The following is a 17,256-nucleotide window of genomic DNA, read 5'->3' as shown; positions in this document are numbered from 1 at the left end:
AATTGCCATGCGTCGCTGACGATGTCGGTCAGGTCCGGGCGTTCGGGCTTCCACCCAACTCGTCTCGGGCTTCGAGCTGGCCACGATGCAGATCCGGCTGAGGAGTGGCATGGTTGTGCCCAACGGAGTTCGAGCCGATATCGGTTGGCGTCAGGCCATTGCCGACCGTGATCTTGCGGCCGCGCTGATCGGGCGGGCGCAGCGCAATGGCGGGATCATCCGCGTCCGACTGCCGTTGCCGGGGCGGTCTTGGCTGATCAGCGACTTCGATCTCGTCGACCATGTGCTGCGCACCGGCGCAGGAGAATTCGACAAGGGCGGCCCGATCTACCGGATCATCCGCAAGGCGACAGGCGACGAGGGGTTGTTCGCTGTCAACGATCCGCACACCTGGCGGTCCCTGCGCGAACACACCAATCCCGCGTTCGCGGCAAGTAATCTGGCGCCGCTCGCGCATGAGAACGTTCGTCGGCTGATCGACCGCATCGAAACCTGGAGCCCGCACCGAGGTGTCGACGTATTCACCGAATTCAAACTGCTCAACGTCGAACTGCTGGCACAACATCTTTTCGGTCAGGCCATCGACTGCGCGAGACTGATTCGCCTGGCGCAGCCGATCTTCGACAGTCAGCGCAAGCAGTGGTTCCGGATCGGCGGCGGCCGCTACCAGCGCGCCATCGCGGCCATGGACACCGAGGTCAATGCCATCATCGACCGGCGGCGTGCGACCGGCGACTCCGACGGCGACCTGCTCGGACATCTGCTGCAGGCACGTCCGGAACTACCGGTTCCGCGGATACGCGATCAGGTGATGAGCCACTTGATGGCGGGTTTCGACAGCACCGCGTGCGCTCAGGCGTGGACATGCGTGCGGCTGGCGGACAATCCCACGGAGCTGGCCCGATTGCGGGCCGAAGTCGGACAAGCGCTCGGCAACCGACTACCGGACGCAGCGGACCTGCCCCGGTTGCCCCTGCTGACATCGCTTTTCGGTGACGTTGCGGCGCAACGGCCTTCGTTCCCACTCATCTTCCGCAACGTAGCGGCCGACACTGTATTGGCCGGTCACCACCTGCGTGCGGGCGACCAACTGTTCATCGCACTCGGACCCGCCCGCCTACCTTTCGGCACCGGCAAACGCAAATGCATCGGCGAACCCCTGGCATTGCTCACCGGAGCCCTGTCCATCGCGGTACTCGTCCAAAAGTTCAGCCGATGGCAGCGCACGCGGCCCGGCAATCAGCAGGTCCGCTACGCGACCACAGCCCCACCCCGACACAGCGAAATCCTGTTCGCGCCATAGTATCTCGAACACCCGATCTGCTGGCCGTCCTCGTCACCGCCTTCTGGCGCGACCCCGCGGCGACCCTCGAAACCCATGGCGACACAGTGCTCGAGGCACCGGCCCCCAGAGCACAGCACTGAGTCACCGTCGGCCCGATCGCTTCCAGCGATGCTCCTCGGCGAGCTGACCAGTTGCGTTTATGAAATGAATCAAGCCGGGGTGGCGACAAATCGCGGTCGACACCCCGGCTGGTTTCCACGCGTACGCCCAGCCCTCGTCCCGGCGTTACTGGTTACTGCGGCATCTCCCCCACCGTCACATTGGTGTCGATGAGTCCGAACATCTCGCCCTGCGGCGCCGCGACCATCGCCATCCGGCCAGCCGGTGAGTCGGAGGCGGGCATCAGCACCCGCGCGCCGAGTTCGGAAGCCCGCGTTACCCCGGCGTCGACATCGTCGAACTGGAACCAGGTCAGCCAGTAGCTGGGCTGAGGTTCGCCGGGCATCACGGTGTCGTCGTTCATACCGCCGACGGACTGTTCGCCGCCGCGCGGGGTGAACATCGCGTAGATCATGTTCTTGCCGTCGCCGACGTCGGCGTAGGTGAAGCCGAAGACATCGGCGTAGAACTTCTTCGCGGTATCGAGCTGGCGGGTGTGCAGTTCGTTCCAGCAGTAGGCGCCGTGCTCGTTGTGGACCGCGGCGCCGTTGTGCGCACGGGCCTGCCAGATGCCGAATGCCGCACCGACGGTGTCGATTCCGATGAACATGCGCCCCGCGTCGAGCACGTCGAATGGGGGCATGACGATTTGGCCGCCCGCCGCGCCCACCCGCTCGGCGATCGCGTCGGCATCATCGGCGGCGAAGTAGGTCGTCCAGACCGAGGGCATCTCGGCCTGCGGTTTGGGACCGATTCCGGCTACCGCGTCCCCGCCCTTCAACCCCATCAAATATCCGCCCGCCTCGTCCCCACCACTCTCGATGGACCAGCCGAACAGACCGGCGTAGAACTCGCTCGCCTTCACCGGGTCGTCGACCTGGCAATCGACCCAACACGGGGTGCCCTCGGACCAAGGTGTGCTTCGAACAGGCATCGGTATCTCCGTTCACTCGTCGGTTGCCTGCGGTCGCGGGCGGGCGTACCGATCCCACCCGGGATGATGCCGATCACACTGCCGTCTAGTAGTGAACCAGCATCTCCGGCCGGTGTCCTGGAGTTCGCCGAACGGTTACTGCAACGGGTTCGGACATCCGAATGCCCACCGGGCCGATTGTGCGGAATCGGCCCGGTGGGCAGGCCGCCACGCGCCGACACCGACCGGGAAACAGATGCGGGGTAGGAATCCGCTTCGCCGAAACGGGGGCGCGCGGCGGTGGGCGCACCCGCCGGACAGGCTCGGGGAGTCAGGGTTCGTCCTGTCCGGCCGCGGTGCACGTCTACTCGGATGTCAAAGCTTGCCGCCACCTCCGATCAACCACGGGTTGAAGGCGCATTCCAGATTCGGATGCGCGGCCGGGTCGAGCGCGTTGAGCGCGATCGACAGGGCCCGCGGCGAGTACATGATCGTCAGGTGGTCGGACAGGTCCTGTTCACATCCGTCCTGGAGGGTGATGTTGTGGACGGTCACCCCCGGGCCCGCCTTCAAGAAGGTCAGGTCGTAGGGGTTGGTGACCTCGTCGTAGCGAGTGCCCACCACCGTGTAGTCGACGCCCGGAATGGTGTCGCCGTTCGCATTGAGCTGGTTCACGAAATCCGAGCCGATGGTCTGCTGGATGCCCGCGTGACCGACGAAGATCTCGATGAAGCCGAGAATGTCGATACCGAAGTTATTGATGGCCCGGCCCAGTGCGCCGATGCCGTCGAGGCTGGTGCCGTGGTGGGTGGCGCCGAAGGTGATCAGATTCTTCACCTTGGCAGCACCGCCCTCGAACTTGGTGTACCAGTTGGCCATCGAGCCGCCCTGGGAGTGAGCGACGAGATCGACCTCGGAGGCACCGGTCGCCGCGAGTACTCGATCGACGAAGGCCGCGACCTGTTTGGCCGAATCCTGGATGTACCCGGTGCCCATCACGCCGGGTAGCACCGATCCGAGCCCACCGCCTTCCAGCAGGTTCGAGCGACCGTAGTTGAAGGTGAAGACGCAGAAGCCCGCATCCTTCATCGGCTGGCCCATATAGGCGAATCCGTTGTAGGCGTTCATCCATGTGCCGTGCAGTGCGATCACGGGGCGCGGATGTTCGGCGGTCGGCTTGCAGTTCCAGTCGTTTGTGCCGGGCGGTGCGACATCGGGATTCAGCAGGCCGTAGCCGAAGGCTGCCAGCCACGATGTCATCGGCGGGCCGTAACCCACTGTGTCACTTGCGTATCCGCCAGATGATCCAGAGCTGCTACCGGAGCCACCGTAGCAATCACCGGAGCCATTGCCCGATCCCGCACCGCTGCCCGAGGTACAGGCCGAACCCGAACTACCCGCGCTGCCGGAATCGGCGACCGGCGCCGCCTTCCGGCCCGCGGCGATGTAGTCGGCCAGTGTCTGCTCCGTGGGCGCCGGATCGGGATTCGCATTGGCTGTGACCCCGGTCATGCTCATGGTGAGCACCGAGACGCCCATCATCACCGCGGCGCTGACCGACCGACCGCATCTACTTCGTTTCATGACATGCCTTCCTGGAGAACGTCAGCGTTCGAGTCGCAGCGCCGAGGTATGTCGGTCGACGGCACTGAAACTGCGCCAACGCTAAAGCCGGGTGCCGATGAAACCCATGCGGCGGCAACGTAACTGGATACCTCACCAAACGTCTTTGTCCCCGTTAGGGGTGCGGCACAATCACGGTTTTCCGGTGTCGCGGCGACGGCCACAATTCACTCGACCGAATTCGGTGAATTCTCCAGATCACCAATGGATCACGAGGAATTCGGAGCATGCGGGAAGACCATGGTTCCACGATTTCCCGCCGTCGGCGGCCACCCGACGGCTAATGAGTGGAGCTGCCATGTTCGATCCGATCGAATTCGGCTGCGGCATCTTACGGATGACCGCGGGGACCCTGCTCGGCGCCGCGACGGTGGCGGCGGCATTGGTGCACGGCCCGCCCGCGGTCGCCGATCCGGGTGGCTCCGCCGAGCAGCCGCGGGGGACGCTGTTCGGTTGGCCGCCAACCGAACCCGCGCCGTCGGCACAGCCGCTCGGCTTCCGCGGGCCGCAGACCGCGATCGTGGTGCTCGGGTACGGACTGCTCCCCGACGGCGGAATGCGACCGGAGTTGATCAGTCGACTGCACGCGGGATATGTGCAGGCCTTGCTGGCTCCGCTGTCACCGATCATCGTGACCGGCGGTAATCCGCGCAACGGTGTCACCGAGGCGCAGGCGATGGCGGATTGGCTTATCGGGCACGGCATTCCGGCCGAGCGCATCCATATCGAGCCCGAAGCGGTGTCCACCGCACAGAATGCCGAACGATCGGCTCGAATCATGCACGATATCGGCACCCGCGACGCGGTCGTGGTGACCTCGGCCGACCATATCGACCGGGCCGCAGCGCTTTTCGGTGATGCGGGCGTAGCCGTCGTCGCCACTGTCACTCCGGAAAAGGTACCGCCGCTCGTTTGGGAGTTCGGGCCCAGATTCTGAACCGCACCCATTCAGCAACACAGGAGCGAATATGAATAACAGCGCCGTCGACGCCGCTACCGGTCCCGCCGACCAGGCCCGCGCGTTACTCGACCATCGATATCGATCCGCCACCGCTTATGAGGTCGGGCGGGAAAAGATCCGTGAATTCGCCCGCGCGATACAGGATTTCCACCCCGCGCATTGGAATGAGGAGGCCGCCGCACAGCTCGGCTTCGGCGGGTTGATCGCCCCGCCGACATTCGCCTCGATAATCCTGCTGCGGGTCCATCGCGAAATACTCGATACCCTCATCCCCGGCTACGATGCACACCGGATTCTGCACGCGGACCAGGTGCTCGATATCGGCAGGCCGCTGGTCGCCGGTGACCGGATCACTTGTGATGTCTATTTCGAATCATTCCAGCAGTTCGCCGACTACGACGTGCTCGCGGTCAAGAGCGTACTGACCGATCAGCACGGCGAGGTGGTGCAGACCGGATCGACGGCCCTGCTGGCGCGCACCGGACGCGAGAGCGCCGGATCGGCGGAGCGGATCGGCCGGATCGCGATGCACTCGCCCGATGCGCCACCTACGCCCGGTGTCGTCATTCCGCGCGAAGGCGACGGTATCGGGCCCCCGATCTCACCTCGGATACCGTGCACCACAGTCGATTTCGAATCCCTATCGGTCGGTACGGAATTACCGGCACGGGTCGTTCATCTGTCGCGCGGTGATCTGGTCAATTACGCCGGGGTGACCGGTGATGCCGATCCGGTGCTGTTCAGCGAGCAAGCCGCCACCGCGACCGGTCTGCCGACCGTAGTCGCCCCCGGCATGCTCAAACTCGGTCTGGCCGCCGGATACCTCAGTGGCTGGCTCGGTGATCCGGCGGCCGCCACCCGGTTCCGCGCACAGTTCGCGCATTACACGCACTACCTGCATGTTCCGCCACTTCAGGCCAGCGCCATCGAATTCCGCGGCCGGATAACCTCGCTCGACCCGGCTCGCCGCCGGGCCACTGTAGCGCTGGACGCAAGGGCGCACGGCCGTAGACTTTTCGGCTACGCGGCCGCGGAAGTCCTATTCCCTGAACGGGATTGAAGTCCCGTCAACCGAGCGAGTCTGCGATGTGAGTCGAGTCGTGCGAGGCGATCGTAAGTGCTGGTGTGGACCAGGATTTCGTCCGCGCCGGTGCGAGCGACCAACGCCTCCAATGCGTCCGCGACCTCGTCCTCGGTGCCGTGGATATGGTCGCGCAGCGCCTCGTCGAAGATCCGACGTTCCCGCTCGGTCATCGTCATGGATTCGATCTCCACGGGCGGAATCAACACCGGAAATTCGCCGCGCGTACGGGAATACGCGCTCGACCACGCCTCCGGCAGCAACAGCCGATGGGCTTCCTCGGTGGTATCGGCGATGACGACCGCACCGGATACGACGACATACGGGTCGGCTCCCCATGGCGTCGCGCGGAATTGCGCGCGGTAGCGTTCGATCGCCTCGACCATGCGGTCCGGTCCGGCGATCGAGGCGATGACCAGCGGCAAGCCGAAACGTGCCGCCCGTTGCGCGCCGGATCCAGTTGCCAACAGGAATGCGGGTATTCGCAGCCCCTCCGCGGGCCAAGCGTGCACACCTGCCTTGCCCCGAGCGAAGTATTCGAGAACATCGGTGAGTTGCTGATCGAAATCGTCGGCATCGCTCTTGCCGTGTCCGAGTGCCCGTCGCACGCCGTCGGTGAAGCCGACCGAGCGACCGAACCCCATATCGATCCGGCCTGGATACAGCGATTCCAAGACCCCGAATTGCTCGGCGACGACCAAGGGTTGATGGTTCGGCAGCATCACCCCGCCGGTGCCGATTCGGATCCGCGAGGTCGCCGCCGCCGCGGCCGCGGCCAGTACTGTCGGAGCGGAGCCCGCGACGCCAGGCACACTGTGGTGCTCCGAGACCCAGAACCGGTGATATCCCCAATCCTCGGCCAGGCGGGCGAACTCCACGGTCTCCCGCAGTGCCTCCGGATGGCTCTGTCCGCGTCGGACGCGGGAGCGATCCAGGATCGAAAACCGCACCTGATCGAGTTCCGAAGTCATATCTGTGTCAACACCCCGGACCCCGCCGCATTCCACGCGCGGATGGTGCTGGATGGAAGAATGGAAAATCACACCTGCGTAAACCGGTAGCCGGTCCTGCGGTCGTCGACGCGTATCGCGGCTCGGCACGAACGTCGAGCTCGACGTGGAGGCGCGAATGTCCCGGATCGGCCAGTTATTCCAACGCGTTAGCCGTCGCACCACCATTCTGTTGGGTATCGCGCTCGCGGCTGTGATCGTGTTGGCGGCGACAGCGGTGCTGGTCACGGTGCGTCACACCGATCGAGTGGCGAGCGGCGCATGTCCGGACGACCCATTGGCATCGGCTCCCGGCTGGGCGCCGTCGAACGATCAGGTGGAGGTGCCGATCGATGCGCATCCGTTCGTCGGCAACGGCTATCTCGGCTTGCGCGTGCCGCCGCACGGCATGGGATACACCGCGACCGATGAGCTGACCGGTTGGCCGCTCTACACGCCCGCATACGACGGCGCTTTCGTCGCTGGCCTCTATGCACACACCCCGGGTGTGGCCGATAACCGCGAGGTCGCCGCGGCCATTCCGAACTGGTCCGGATTGTTGGTCGGTGTCGGCGAGCACACCTATTCGTCCGCCACACCGGCGGCTCAGATCTCGAATTTCGCGCAGACGCTGCACCTGCGCTGCGGGCTGGTGCGGACCCGGCTGACCTGGACCGCGCCCGATGGCAAGGCCACCGATCTGGTTTACGACGTGCTCACCGACCAGTCGGATCAGCATGTCGGGGCGGTGCACGTCACGGTGGCGCCGCATTGGTCGGGCGAGATAGTCGTCTCCGATCTCGTCGACGGCGCCGGTGCGCGACGAGTCGGTCAGTCCGAGGTGGGCGCGCGCGATGACGACACGATTCGAGTCGGATTCCGTACCGACGGCACCGATGTCGACGGCGATATCGTCTCCGTGCTGCGGCCGGGGACCGGGATCACTTCGAACGCGATCGAGCCGATGCCAGCAGGCCGCGATCTCACTGCGCGCCAGGATGTTCGGTTTCCGGTGCGCGAGGGCGGCAGGTATCAGCTGACGAAGTTCGTCGGGGTCGACACCACCCGCACCTCGCCTGATCCGGCGGCGAGCGCATTCGAGGCGGCACAGCGGGCGGTGCGGACGGGATGGGCGAACCTGCTCTCGCAAACATCCGCGGCCTGGCGGGCGCGGTGGCGCGGTGATGTCGAGGTGCCCGGTCAGCCCGATGTGCAGACTTGGGCGCGCGGTGCGTTGTATTCGCTGTACTCCAGCACGAATCCGCAACAGGACAACAGCATTTCGCCGGTCGGGCTCAGCAGCGACAACTACGGCGGCGCCGTGTTCTGGGATGCGGATATCTGGACGTTCCCCGGATTGCTCCAGTTCGCACCGGAATTGGCGAAATCTATCGTGGACTACCGCTTTCGGACCCTGCCCGCCGCGCAAGCCAATGCCAAGCGGCTCGGCTACCGCGGTGCTTTCTATCCGTGGACCAGCGCGAGCCATGGCGATCTCGACGAATGCCAGAGCTGGGACCCACCGCACTGCCTGACTCAGATTCATCTGCAAGGAGATGCGTCGCTGGCGGCCTGGCAGTACTACGCGGCCACCGGCGACTCCGGGTACTTGCGTGCACGCGGTTGGCCGGTGATGCGCGCGCTCGCCGAATTCTGGGCCTCGCGGGTGACACGCAACGAAGACGGCAGCTACTCGATTCGCAATGTCGCGGGTCCCGACGAGTACAGCAACGGAGTGAACGACGCGGTCTACACCAATGCCGTCGCTGCCCTCGCGCTGCGCAATGCCGCGAGCGCTGCGCAGATTCTGGGCGAACCGCGCCCGCCCGAATGGACCTTGATCGCCGATGGTCTGCGCATGCCGTTCGATGGCAACCGGCGCATATTCGTCCAATTCGACGGCTACACAGGCACTCCGATCAAACAGGCCGACACCGTGCTGCTCATCTACCCGTTGGACTGGCCGATGCCGCCGGATGTCGCGGCCAATGTGCTCGCATACTATTCTGAGCGCACGGATCCCGACGGTCCGGCGATGACCGATTCGGTGCATGCCATAGACGCGGCGAAACTCGGCGTCCCCGGCTGCGCCACCGATACCTTCATCGAACGCGCCGCCCGCCCGTTCGTCCGCGCCCCCTTCGGCCAGTTCGCGGAGGCTCGCGGTGCCAAGGTCGGAGCCAAGGATCCCCTCGCCGGTGCGCCCGCCTTCACATTCGTCACCGCGGCAGGCGGATTCCTGCAAACCTTCACCAACGGCCTACTCGGCCTGCGCTTCGACACCGACGCGGTCCGCATCGCGCCAACCCTGCCACCGGAATTCCCCGACGGCCTCACCATCCATGGAATCCACTGGCAAGGCCGAACTTTCGACGCCACCATCGGCCCCGACGAAACCGAACTGACCCTGACCGACGGCCAACCGCTACCAGTCCGAACCGATACCGAAACCCACCTCCTCGACAGCGAACTGACCATCCCGACCCGCCGCCCCGACCGCATCCCCACCGATAACCTCGCCCGCTGCAAACCGGTCACCACCAGCTCCGATGAGCCGGGCAAATACGCCGAAGCCGCCGTAGACGGTTCCCCAGCAACCGGCTGGTCCCCCAACACCGCCACCGCCACCCTCACCGTCGACCTCGGCCGGGAAACCCATATCGACCGCATCCTCCCGCACTGGACCACCCCCACCCCAACCACCTTCACCACCTCCCCCGACAACCACACCTGGACCCCGATCACCCCCGACCCCGCCACCGGCTCCCTTCCCACCACCCTCTCCACCCGCTACATCCGCCTAGAACTAACAACCCCCACTCCCCACCCCACCCTCCGAGAACTCGAAATCACCGGCCCCCGAACCTGACCCGCGCCCCCGGGGCACAGCTGGTCAGATGATCACCATGCATCGGTGGCGGCGTCGGCCGAGAGACCGATAACATCAGTACCTGGTGGTCATCTGTTCAATGGCATGCCGTGGGCAGCGCGGCGGTCAGTCCTGTATCTTCAGCGCCTGTCGGATTGTCAGTCGCCCTTGGGTTTGCATCAGGGAGCGGCGGTAGATCTTCTCCGCGATGACAACGATCCCGTAGGTCGCGGCCGCCATGAGGGCCAGGGCTATCAGCGGTTCCCACCAGGACGCGGTGCCTTCGGCCAGGCGGGCGGGCATGGCGACAATGGAGACCAAGGGCACATAGGACGCGACCACCCGAGCGGTGCCGGACAGGAAGATTCCGGCGAACAGCACCGCCATGATGAGCAATGACAACGGTGTCGAGGTGGACTGGATGTCCTCGCTGCGGGTCGCCAGCGATCCGGCGACCGCCCACAGGCTGGCAAGAGCCAGGAACCCGACGACGAAGAAGACGATGAACCAGCCTGCGGCACTGGCGATTTCGCTCACCTGGTCGCCCTTGCCGGTGCATGCCAAACCGATCAGCCCGGCGCCGACGAAGAGCGCGAGCTGTCCGAAGGCCATGACCGTATTACCCACCACCTTCCCGATCAGCAACTGCCGCAATGGAATCGCACTGGCCAGGATTTCCACGATGCGGTTCTGTTTCTCCTCGATCACGCTCTGCGCGATGGACATGCCGAACAGTAACGAGGCCATATAGAACAGGAATGCGAAGACAATGGAAACCACCTTCGCCAGACCGGGATCGACTGCGGAGGGCTCGAGCAGATCGTAGGCGACCGCGCCACCGCGACTCAAAGCCTCCATCGAGGTGCCAGCGGCGATCGCATTGCGCTGCACCGCAATCTGCCGGACCGCCCCCGTCAGAAATGTCGCGGCATTCTCGTCTTGCCCAGCTTTGCCGACCAATCGCCACTCGCCCGACCCGATGGGCACCAAACCGACATCGACCGCATCGTCACGGACCTGTCGCTCCACAGAGGCCGCATCGGCCTGCGGATGCGGCGTGAAAGTGACATTCTTATCGGCACTTTCGGCAAGACTGTTCGCGGTCGCGATGATCTGATCCGCACCCGACCCCGTGATCGCGACCTCGACCTTGTCGGTTCGGCTACTGACGTATCCGCTGATGGCCAGCGACGCCACAATCGCCACAATGGTGATAACGGTGGAGATGAGAAAGTTCCGGTCGCGCAACTTCACCACGACCTCACGCTCGGCGACGATCCGCCACACCCCGCGCGGCGCGGACTCCTCCCTCATGCCGTCACCTCCCGATAGACCTCCGCCACCGACGGCCGTACCTCGGCCAACTCCCGGACCGAACCGTGCGCCAACGCCTCGGTGAGCAATTCATCGGTGCTCGCACCGGTCAGTTCCAACAGCACACCCGACCCATTGCGCTCGAGCACGCGCACCCCGGCGAACGCATCGAGCCACCCGGAATCCCCGCCGAGCACCAACCGGTAGCGCGTCCCGCCCGCCGCACGCAACTCCTCGACCGCACCCTGCCCAACCACCCGACCGGCCGCGAGGATCACCAACTGATCGCACAACCGCTCGACCAGATCCAGCTGATGCGAGGAGAACAGCACCGGCACCCCCTGGGCCGCATATTCCCGCAGCAGAGACGCCATCGAATCGACGGCGACCGGATCGAGACCGGAGAACGGCTCGTCGAGTATCAACACATCCGGTTCGGCGATCACCGCCGCCGCGATCTGCACGCGCTGCTGGTTACCGAGCGAAAGCGACTCCAGCTTGTCTTTCCCACGATCCCCGAGCGTGAACCGATCCAATAGTTCGACCGCATGCCTCTTGGCTTCGGTGGCCGATTGTCCGCGCAGCCGCGCGAGGTAGACGAGCTGATCGAGCACCGGCTGCTTCGGATACAGGCCGCGTTCCTCGGGCATATAGCCGAACGAACGTCGATCCGCGACGGTCACCGGCCGCCCCCGCCACCGGACCTCCCCGCCGTGAATCGCCAATACCCCCATGATCATTCGCATCGTCGTGGTCTTACCCGCGCCATTGGCGCCGACGAATCCGGTCAGCGCACCGGGCAGCACCGGAAACGACACATCGTCTACCGCCACCTTGTCCCCGAACCGGCGCACCAGGTGCGCGACTTCCAGCATCGAATCTCCGTTGGCGTCGATTTGTCCCAACCCTACCGACGCGGCAGACCGAGGCAAGGCTCACCAGCTGACGAGTGTCGCGAATCAGTTCGGGTCGGGTAGGCCGAGCGCCGGTGCGAGCACACGCCACACGCGCGGTAGTTGGGCCTCGAAGTCGGGCCAGGTGTGCATGCCCGTCGGGGCGTAGTCGACGTTGGCCGGGATATTCAGCTCGGCCAATCGTGCGGCGAAGCGCTCGGTGCACGAGCGCGCACCGGCTTCGAGGGCCAGACCCCCGCCCGCCGTCTTCAAGGCTTCGACCAGGTCGGACGCGCGCGAAACCCCGACCAGGTCGGCATCGGTCGGCAGGCCGGTCGCCGCGGACAGGTAGATCGTGGTGCCGCGCAGCTGTGCGGCGCCGAGCAGGCTGTCGTGCGCACTCCACTCCGGCGATCCGGGTGGACCCCAGAGATTTTCGACATTGCCGCCGCGCGAGGCGACGGTGATCGTGGTGACCGCCCGACCGAGATCGTCCGCGGTGGAATAACATCCACTCATCCCCGCGACCGCACGGTATCGCCCGGGATATCGCTGGGCCAGCATCATGGCCGCCTGCGCACCCATCGACACACCCGCGATCGCCCGCCGCCCATCGGTTTTCAGATACGACTCGATGATCGGCGGCAGCTCGGCGGTGAGAAAGGTTTCCCACCGGTTGAGCCCGAGGGTGGCGTCGCGCCGCATCCAGTCGCTGTACATGCTCCCGGTGCCACCACTGGTCAACACCACATCGACCGGTTTATCCGCGAAGAACTCCGCCGCGCGCCCCTTGGTCAGCCATCCGGAGACCGCCTCGCCGTCGACGCCATCGAGCAGATACAGCACGGGACGCGGTCCGGAACCGCTGCCGCGCAAGACATCCACCGTGATGACTCGACGCATGGCGGCCGACGCGATGGCGAAGCGCTCATGCCGCGGCCCGACCGACTCGATGCTGATCGTTCCGGTCCGCGTCATGCCCGGATCGACGGCGGGCGGATCCGCGAGTGCGGGCGCGGACGTCAGCGCGGCGATGAGGGCCATCGCCGCCGCGGTGATCGGTGCTCGGAAACTCATGGTACGACGGCGGCTCGCTCTGACTGTCTGGCCGCGGCACGATCGCGCTGCTCCTCGAAACGTGTTGCCTTGATTGCCAACTCGTCGAGGAAGGCGCCCAGCTCGTCGCGGGCGCGTTCGCCGTCGTCGGACAGATCGGTGCGCTCGAACACCTTCCAGGCGCGCAGCACCGGCCGCAGCACGACATCGAGGTGCTGACGTAAGTCGTAGATGCCGTTCTTTGCCAGTACGACCGCGTTTCGCCGGAAGTTGGGCTGGGTGAGGCCGGGCATCTGGAACCGCGTGACGATATCGGTGATCGCGCGCACGGCCTCGTTCGGTGCGAGGTCGACGGCGGCGGCACTGAGGTTGCGGTAGAAGATCATATGCAGGTTCTCGTCGGCGGCAATCCGTTGCAGCATACGCTCGGCGATGGGCTCATTACAGGCGGCTCCGGTATTTCTGTGACTTATTCTGGTCGCCAGTTCCTGCAGTGTCACATATGCGACCGAGCGAAGAAACTGCGGGCCCTTCTCCGGCTTCGCGACGCCCGATGTCATGTGCGCCATTCTGGCCTGTTCGAGGGCCACCGGATCCACCGCGCGGGTGACCACCAGATAATCACGCATGACGATCGCATGGCGGTTTTCCTCCGCCGTCCAGCGCCCGACCCAGGTGCCCCAGACACCATCCAGTGAGAAGGACTCCGAGATCTCCCGGTGATAGGAGGGCAGATTGTCCTCGGTGAGCAGGTTGGTCACCATGGCGATCCGCGCCACCTCCGACAGCTTCGATTGTTCCGGATCCCAATCGATGCCGCCCATGGCCGCGAAATTCCGGCCGTCATCCCACGGCACATAATCGTGTGGGTGCCACGCCTTGGCCTTGCGCAGATGCTCATCGAGATGACGCTCGGCGACGGGCTCCAGTTCGCGCAGAATATCGAAATCGGTCAAGGCGGTCGTCACACGTGCTCCTTTGTTCACCCCTGAACCGAAGATAGGTGGGCTGGTTCAGGCCGAACGAGTGATTCGTCGATCGTTGGGCGAGGTGACGACGGGCCGACGACCGGGCTGGAAGCCGTCACAACCCGGCAGATCGGCCAGCCGATATAGCCCAGGCGGGCGGCCCTCGGCGAGCAGTCGGGCGAGCAGTTCCTGCGCCGACTCGGCCAATTCGGGAATCCGCGCGGTCTCACCGGAGGCCACCACCGCGGTCAGCGGCACCTCCGCGGCCTCGCTGACCAGCTCGAGCACATCCGGCGTGAGCGCGAGCGGTGTCATGGCCGATATCTCGTCGATCGGCACCAGGACTGTGCCGCCCTCATCCGACAGCAGTGACAGCGCCCGGGAGCCGAGCGGCATCGCCAGCGCCGCCTGGACCCGGCGCAGCTTCCGGCGGGCCGCGGACGGCGCGCCGAGGCCGGGTCTTCGCTCGTCCGGATGCGCGGGAATCGCGACGGCGACGACCTGGTACGACGCGGCGACGCTGATACCGACGCGTCCGGCCAGCCGTGCGACGCCGTGCCCGCTGAGCAGCGCCGATACCAAGGTCTGTGCGGCGGTCTGCTGTTCCCTGGCGACCTGGCGATGTTCGTCCAGATAAGCCGTCGACGTCGCCGTCGTCACCATTTCCAGCACGCGCACGATCAATCCCGCCGCGGCCGCCACCTGCTCGGCATCCTCGTCTGCCGCGTGTTCGGCGAGGAATTCCAGCCCGACGCGCACGCCATCGTGATAGGCGTCCAGCACGGTTTCCAGCGCTACCCCCTCCCGTGCCCAGCGGGCGGCCGATCCGGTGATCCCCGCGGGCTGCTCGGCGACCGGAGCCAACTGCGGTTCCAGTACTCGGGCGGCCTCCGCAAGGCAGGTGCGCGTGATAGTACCGAGATCTTCGCGCTGTGCGCGCCGGGCCTGAAAAATCAAATATTCGACCAGTTTCGATTCCAGGCTCTTGCTGCCCGAACCAGCCTGTTTGCCTACCATGACTCTGAAAGGCTAGCGGTGATCGGAGCAGAAATCGCATACCCGGTCGGTAATTAGGAAAGTCATCACACCACCACGACAAGCTTGGGCGGAATCACAAGCAGCGGAGCGTTTCTCGGTCACAATATTTCCGGTAATTCGGATGATCGGATATGGTCGGTGCGACGGGTCCGTGGCGGGACACCGACGCGGGTGCGCCACCCCGGCGCGACGGCTGTAACGCCCGGCGACGATCCGCCGACGGCATCGAGGACAGCAGCGGTGAGCTGTCCGCTGACAAAGTTTTGAATCCCCGTGCTGCGGGTCGTGTGCCCGATAGCATCGAGCGCCTTGTACCGTTCGGTGACCCCGGACGGCGCATGGCGACGAGTTCGAAGGATGGCATACGACCATATGAGCGGCACGCGAGAAAAGCTGGAGGAACTCCGGGATATCCTGGAGCTCGCCGAGGAACCCGCTGGCGAGACCGGTATCGCGAAACGCAAGACCAAGGGCATACCGAGTGCGCGTGAGCGCGTGCGCATGCTGCTCGACCACGGCTCCTTCGTGGAAATGGGCGCGCTGGTGCGCCAGCCCGGCGGCACCGACGGCATGTACGGCGACGGTGTGGTCACCGGCCGCGGCTATATCGACGGCCGACCGGTCGTCGTCATCGCCCACGACCAGACCGTGCACGGCGGTTCGGTCGGCGAGATGTTCGGCCGAAAGGTCGCCGCCGCAATGGAGTTCGCGCAGGAGAATGCCTGCCCGGTGGTGTCGATCAACGATTCCGGCGGCGCTCGCATCCAAGAGGCGGTGACCTCGCTGGCCTGGTACGCATTGATGTGCCGACGCCAGGAGGATCTGTCCGGCTTCGTGCCGATGGTCGCGGTCATGCTCGGCAAATGCGCGGCCGGTTCGGTCTACGGCCCGGTCAATATGGATGTGCTGGTCGCGACCGAGAAGTCGTACATGTTCGTCACCGGCCCCGAGGTCATCAAGGGTGTGACGGGCGAGGTGGTCAGCGCCGACGATCTCGGTGGTGCCGCAGCCCTGCAGGCCAACGGCACGGTGCACCACGTCGCCGCCGACGAGCAGGCCGCCTTCGACTGGGTCCGCAGCTATCTGAGCTACCTGCCGTCGAGCTGCCTCGAGCAGGCTCCGGTGGTGAATCCGGGCCTGGAGCCGGAGACCACCGCCCACGACCTCGAGCTGAACTCGATCATTCCGGATTCCGATCGGTCCGGTTACGACATGCACGAGGTGCTGCTGCGCATTTTCGACGACGGCGATTTCCACGAGGTCAGCGCTGGTACCGCCCAGAATCTGATCACCGGATTCGCCAGGGTCGACGGTCGCAGTGTGGGCGTGGTGGCCAACCAGCCGCAGGTGCTCGGCGGCGCACTGGACGGACTGTGCTCGGATAAGGCGGCATATTTCATCCGGCTGTGCGACGCCTTCGGTCTGCCGCTGATCTTCGTCGTCGACACTCCCGGTGTGCTGCCCGGTCTCGAAGAGGAACGCAATGGCGTCATCAAGCGCGGTGGCCGGTTCTTCCGCGCGGTCATCGAGGCCACCGTGCCGATCGTCTCGATCGTGACACGCAAGGCCTACGGCGGGGGCTACGCCGTGATGGGCTGCAAGCCGCTGGGCGCGGACCTGGCCCTGGCCTGGCCGACAGCACAGATCGCGGTCATGGGCGCCGAGAGCATGGTCGGCATCATCGGCCGCAGGCAGCTGGAGGCGACCCCGCCCGACCAGCGCGCCACCGTCCGCCAGCAGATGATCGATTTCTACAACGCCACTGTGGCAACCCCGTGGACCGCGGCCGAACGCGGTTACATCGATGCCGTGGTCGAGCCTTCGCAGACCCGGCTGGAGATTCGCAGGGCGCTGCGCCTGCTTCGGGAGAAGGGCGCGGTGCGCAAGCACAACCCGCGCAAGCACAGCCTGTTCCCGGTCTAGTGCCCGGTTTGTGTTGTGTCACAGCGCAAACGGTTGTCGGTCGTGTGATATCCGATGTTCGGTCGCACGCCGCGCAGCCCGATACCGCTGTGCCATAACGTCATCCGTGCCCGACCCGTGTTCGCCGCACGACAGCCGGGTACGCGGCGTGCCCACCGAGAGTGTCCCTACCCACTCCGAGTGG

At 65.5% G+C, this 17,256-nt stretch carries 13 protein-coding genes; 5 read left to right on the top strand and 8 right to left on the bottom strand.

The features are described from left to right. Nucleotides 1-109 precede the first annotated feature (109 nt). Entirely contained in the window at nt 110-1,303 is a 1,194-nt protein-coding gene (locus tag ACQP1T_RS16250) for a cytochrome P450 (protein ID WP_433761172.1), read from the top strand. Nucleotides 1,304-1,577: 274 nt separating this feature from the next. Here ACQP1T_RS16250 and ACQP1T_RS16245 read toward each other — a convergent pair whose 3' ends face one another. Together ACQP1T_RS16245 and ACQP1T_RS16240 are read right to left on the bottom strand one after the other, a co-directional pair. Next, nucleotides 1,578-2,378, bottom strand: a complete 801-nt coding sequence (locus ACQP1T_RS16245; protein ID WP_433761169.1) for a VOC family protein — start codon at nt 2,376-2,378, stop codon at nt 1,578-1,580. A gap of 354 nt (nt 2,379-2,732) precedes the next feature. Further along, nucleotides 2,733-3,941 (bottom strand): esterase/lipase family protein, encoded by a 1,209-nt coding sequence (locus ACQP1T_RS16240; protein ID WP_433761168.1) that lies wholly within the window; start codon nt 3,939-3,941, stop codon nt 2,733-2,735. 337 nt (nt 3,942-4,278) lie between these two features. Between ACQP1T_RS16240 and ACQP1T_RS16235 the strand changes: the two genes are divergently transcribed. Both ACQP1T_RS16235 and ACQP1T_RS16230 read left to right on the top strand, forming a co-directional pair. Continuing rightward, entirely contained in the window at nt 4,279-4,917 is a 639-nt protein-coding gene (locus ACQP1T_RS16235) for a YdcF family protein (protein WP_433761167.1), read from the top strand. A gap of 31 nt (nt 4,918-4,948) precedes the next feature. After that, nucleotides 4,949-6,001: a fused (3R)-hydroxyacyl-ACP dehydratase subunits HadA/HadB gene (locus ACQP1T_RS16230; RefSeq protein ID WP_433761165.1), complete on the top strand. Its 1,053-nt coding sequence runs from the start codon at nt 4,949-4,951 to the stop codon at nt 5,999-6,001. Here ACQP1T_RS16230 and ACQP1T_RS16225 read toward each other — a convergent pair. Beyond that, nucleotides 5,962-6,993 carry an LLM class flavin-dependent oxidoreductase gene (locus ACQP1T_RS16225; RefSeq protein WP_433761163.1) on the bottom strand — a complete coding sequence of 344 codons (1,032 nt, stop codon included), beginning with the start codon at nt 6,991-6,993 and terminating at the stop codon, nt 5,962-5,964. The genes ACQP1T_RS16230 and ACQP1T_RS16225 overlap by 40 nt on opposite strands. 157 nt (nt 6,994-7,150) lie before the next feature. On the opposite strand from ACQP1T_RS16225, the gene ACQP1T_RS16220 reads away from it, so the two are divergent. Next, nucleotides 7,151-9,880: a discoidin domain-containing protein gene (locus ACQP1T_RS16220; RefSeq protein WP_433761161.1), complete on the top strand. Its 2,730-nt coding sequence runs from the start codon at nt 7,151-7,153 to the stop codon at nt 9,878-9,880. 126 nt (nt 9,881-10,006) lie between these two features. Here the strand turns inward: ACQP1T_RS16220 and ACQP1T_RS16215 are convergent, their stop codons facing one another. The 5 genes from ACQP1T_RS16215 to ACQP1T_RS16195 all read right to left on the bottom strand — a co-directional run bounded on the left by ACQP1T_RS16215 (nt 10,007) and on the right by ACQP1T_RS16195 (nt 15,128). After that, on the bottom strand, nt 10,007-11,194 hold the full coding sequence (locus tag ACQP1T_RS16215; RefSeq protein ID WP_433761159.1) for an ABC transporter permease: 1,188 nt from the start codon (nt 11,192-11,194) through the stop codon (nt 10,007-10,009). Continuing rightward, nucleotides 11,191-12,069 (bottom strand): ABC transporter ATP-binding protein, encoded by an 879-nt coding sequence (locus ACQP1T_RS16210; RefSeq protein WP_433761157.1) that lies wholly within the window; start codon nt 12,067-12,069, stop codon nt 11,191-11,193. The genes ACQP1T_RS16215 and ACQP1T_RS16210 overlap by 4 nt, the downstream gene beginning before the upstream one ends. Before the next feature lie 84 nt (nt 12,070-12,153). Then, nucleotides 12,154-13,164, bottom strand: coding sequence for an alpha/beta hydrolase (locus ACQP1T_RS16205; protein WP_433761156.1), 1,011 nt, complete (start codon nt 13,162-13,164; stop codon nt 12,154-12,156). Then, nucleotides 13,161-14,111: an acyl-ACP desaturase gene (locus ACQP1T_RS16200; protein ID WP_433761154.1), complete on the bottom strand. Its 951-nt coding sequence runs from the start codon at nt 14,109-14,111 to the stop codon at nt 13,161-13,163. The genes ACQP1T_RS16205 and ACQP1T_RS16200 overlap by 4 nt, the downstream gene beginning before the upstream one ends. Nucleotides 14,112-14,156: 45 nt before the next feature. Further along, a complete protein-coding gene (locus ACQP1T_RS16195) occupies nt 14,157-15,128 on the bottom strand; it encodes a transcriptional regulator (RefSeq protein WP_433761153.1) in 972 nt (323 codons plus the stop codon). Nucleotides 15,129-15,521: 393 nt separating this feature from the next. On the opposite strand from ACQP1T_RS16195, the gene ACQP1T_RS16190 reads away from it, so the two are divergent. Beyond that, nucleotides 15,522-17,072, top strand: coding sequence for an acyl-CoA carboxylase subunit beta (locus ACQP1T_RS16190; protein WP_433761150.1), 1,551 nt, complete (start codon nt 15,522-15,524; stop codon nt 17,070-17,072). The last annotated feature ends 184 nt before the right edge of the window (nt 17,073-17,256 follow it).

The organism is Nocardia sp. CA-135398, from assembly GCF_050955845.1.
Lineage (GTDB): Bacteria > Actinomycetota > Actinomycetes > Mycobacteriales > Mycobacteriaceae > Nocardia.
The sequence above is the reverse complement of the archived record's forward strand: the minus strand, read 5'-3'. Positions and strand labels throughout refer to the sequence as shown.

Bases quoted from the DNA above. Each gene is read 5' to 3' on its own strand.
- ACQP1T_RS16215 (WP_433761159.1), bottom strand. From the start codon at position 11,194: ATGAGGGAGGAGTCCGCGCCGCGCGGGGTGTGGCGGATCGTCGCCGAG.
- ACQP1T_RS16240 (WP_433761168.1), bottom strand. From the start codon at position 3,941: ATGAAACGAAGTAGATGCGGTCGGTCGGTCAGCGCCGCGGTGATGATG.
- ACQP1T_RS16210 (WP_433761157.1), bottom strand. From the start codon at position 12,069: ATGCTGGAAGTCGCGCACCTGGTGCGCCGGTTCGGGGACAAGGTGGCG.
- ACQP1T_RS16230 (WP_433761165.1), top strand. From the start codon at position 4,949: ATGAATAACAGCGCCGTCGACGCCGCTACCGGTCCCGCCGACCAGGCC.
- ACQP1T_RS16245 (WP_433761169.1), bottom strand. From the start codon at position 2,378: ATGCCTGTTCGAAGCACACCTTGGTCCGAGGGCACCCCGTGTTGGGTC.
- ACQP1T_RS16250 (WP_433761172.1), top strand. From the start codon at position 110: ATGGTTGTGCCCAACGGAGTTCGAGCCGATATCGGTTGGCGTCAGGCC.
- ACQP1T_RS16225 (WP_433761163.1), bottom strand. From the start codon at position 6,993: ATGACTTCGGAACTCGATCAGGTGCGGTTTTCGATCCTGGATCGCTCC.
- ACQP1T_RS16190 (WP_433761150.1), top strand. From the start codon at position 15,522: ATGAGCGGCACGCGAGAAAAGCTGGAGGAACTCCGGGATATCCTGGAG.
- ACQP1T_RS16235 (WP_433761167.1), top strand. From the start codon at position 4,279: ATGTTCGATCCGATCGAATTCGGCTGCGGCATCTTACGGATGACCGCG.
- ACQP1T_RS16195 (WP_433761153.1), bottom strand. From the start codon at position 15,128: ATGGTAGGCAAACAGGCTGGTTCGGGCAGCAAGAGCCTGGAATCGAAA.
- ACQP1T_RS16205 (WP_433761156.1), bottom strand. From the start codon at position 13,164: ATGAGTTTCCGAGCACCGATCACCGCGGCGGCGATGGCCCTCATCGCC.
- ACQP1T_RS16220 (WP_433761161.1), top strand. From the start codon at position 7,151: ATGTCCCGGATCGGCCAGTTATTCCAACGCGTTAGCCGTCGCACCACC.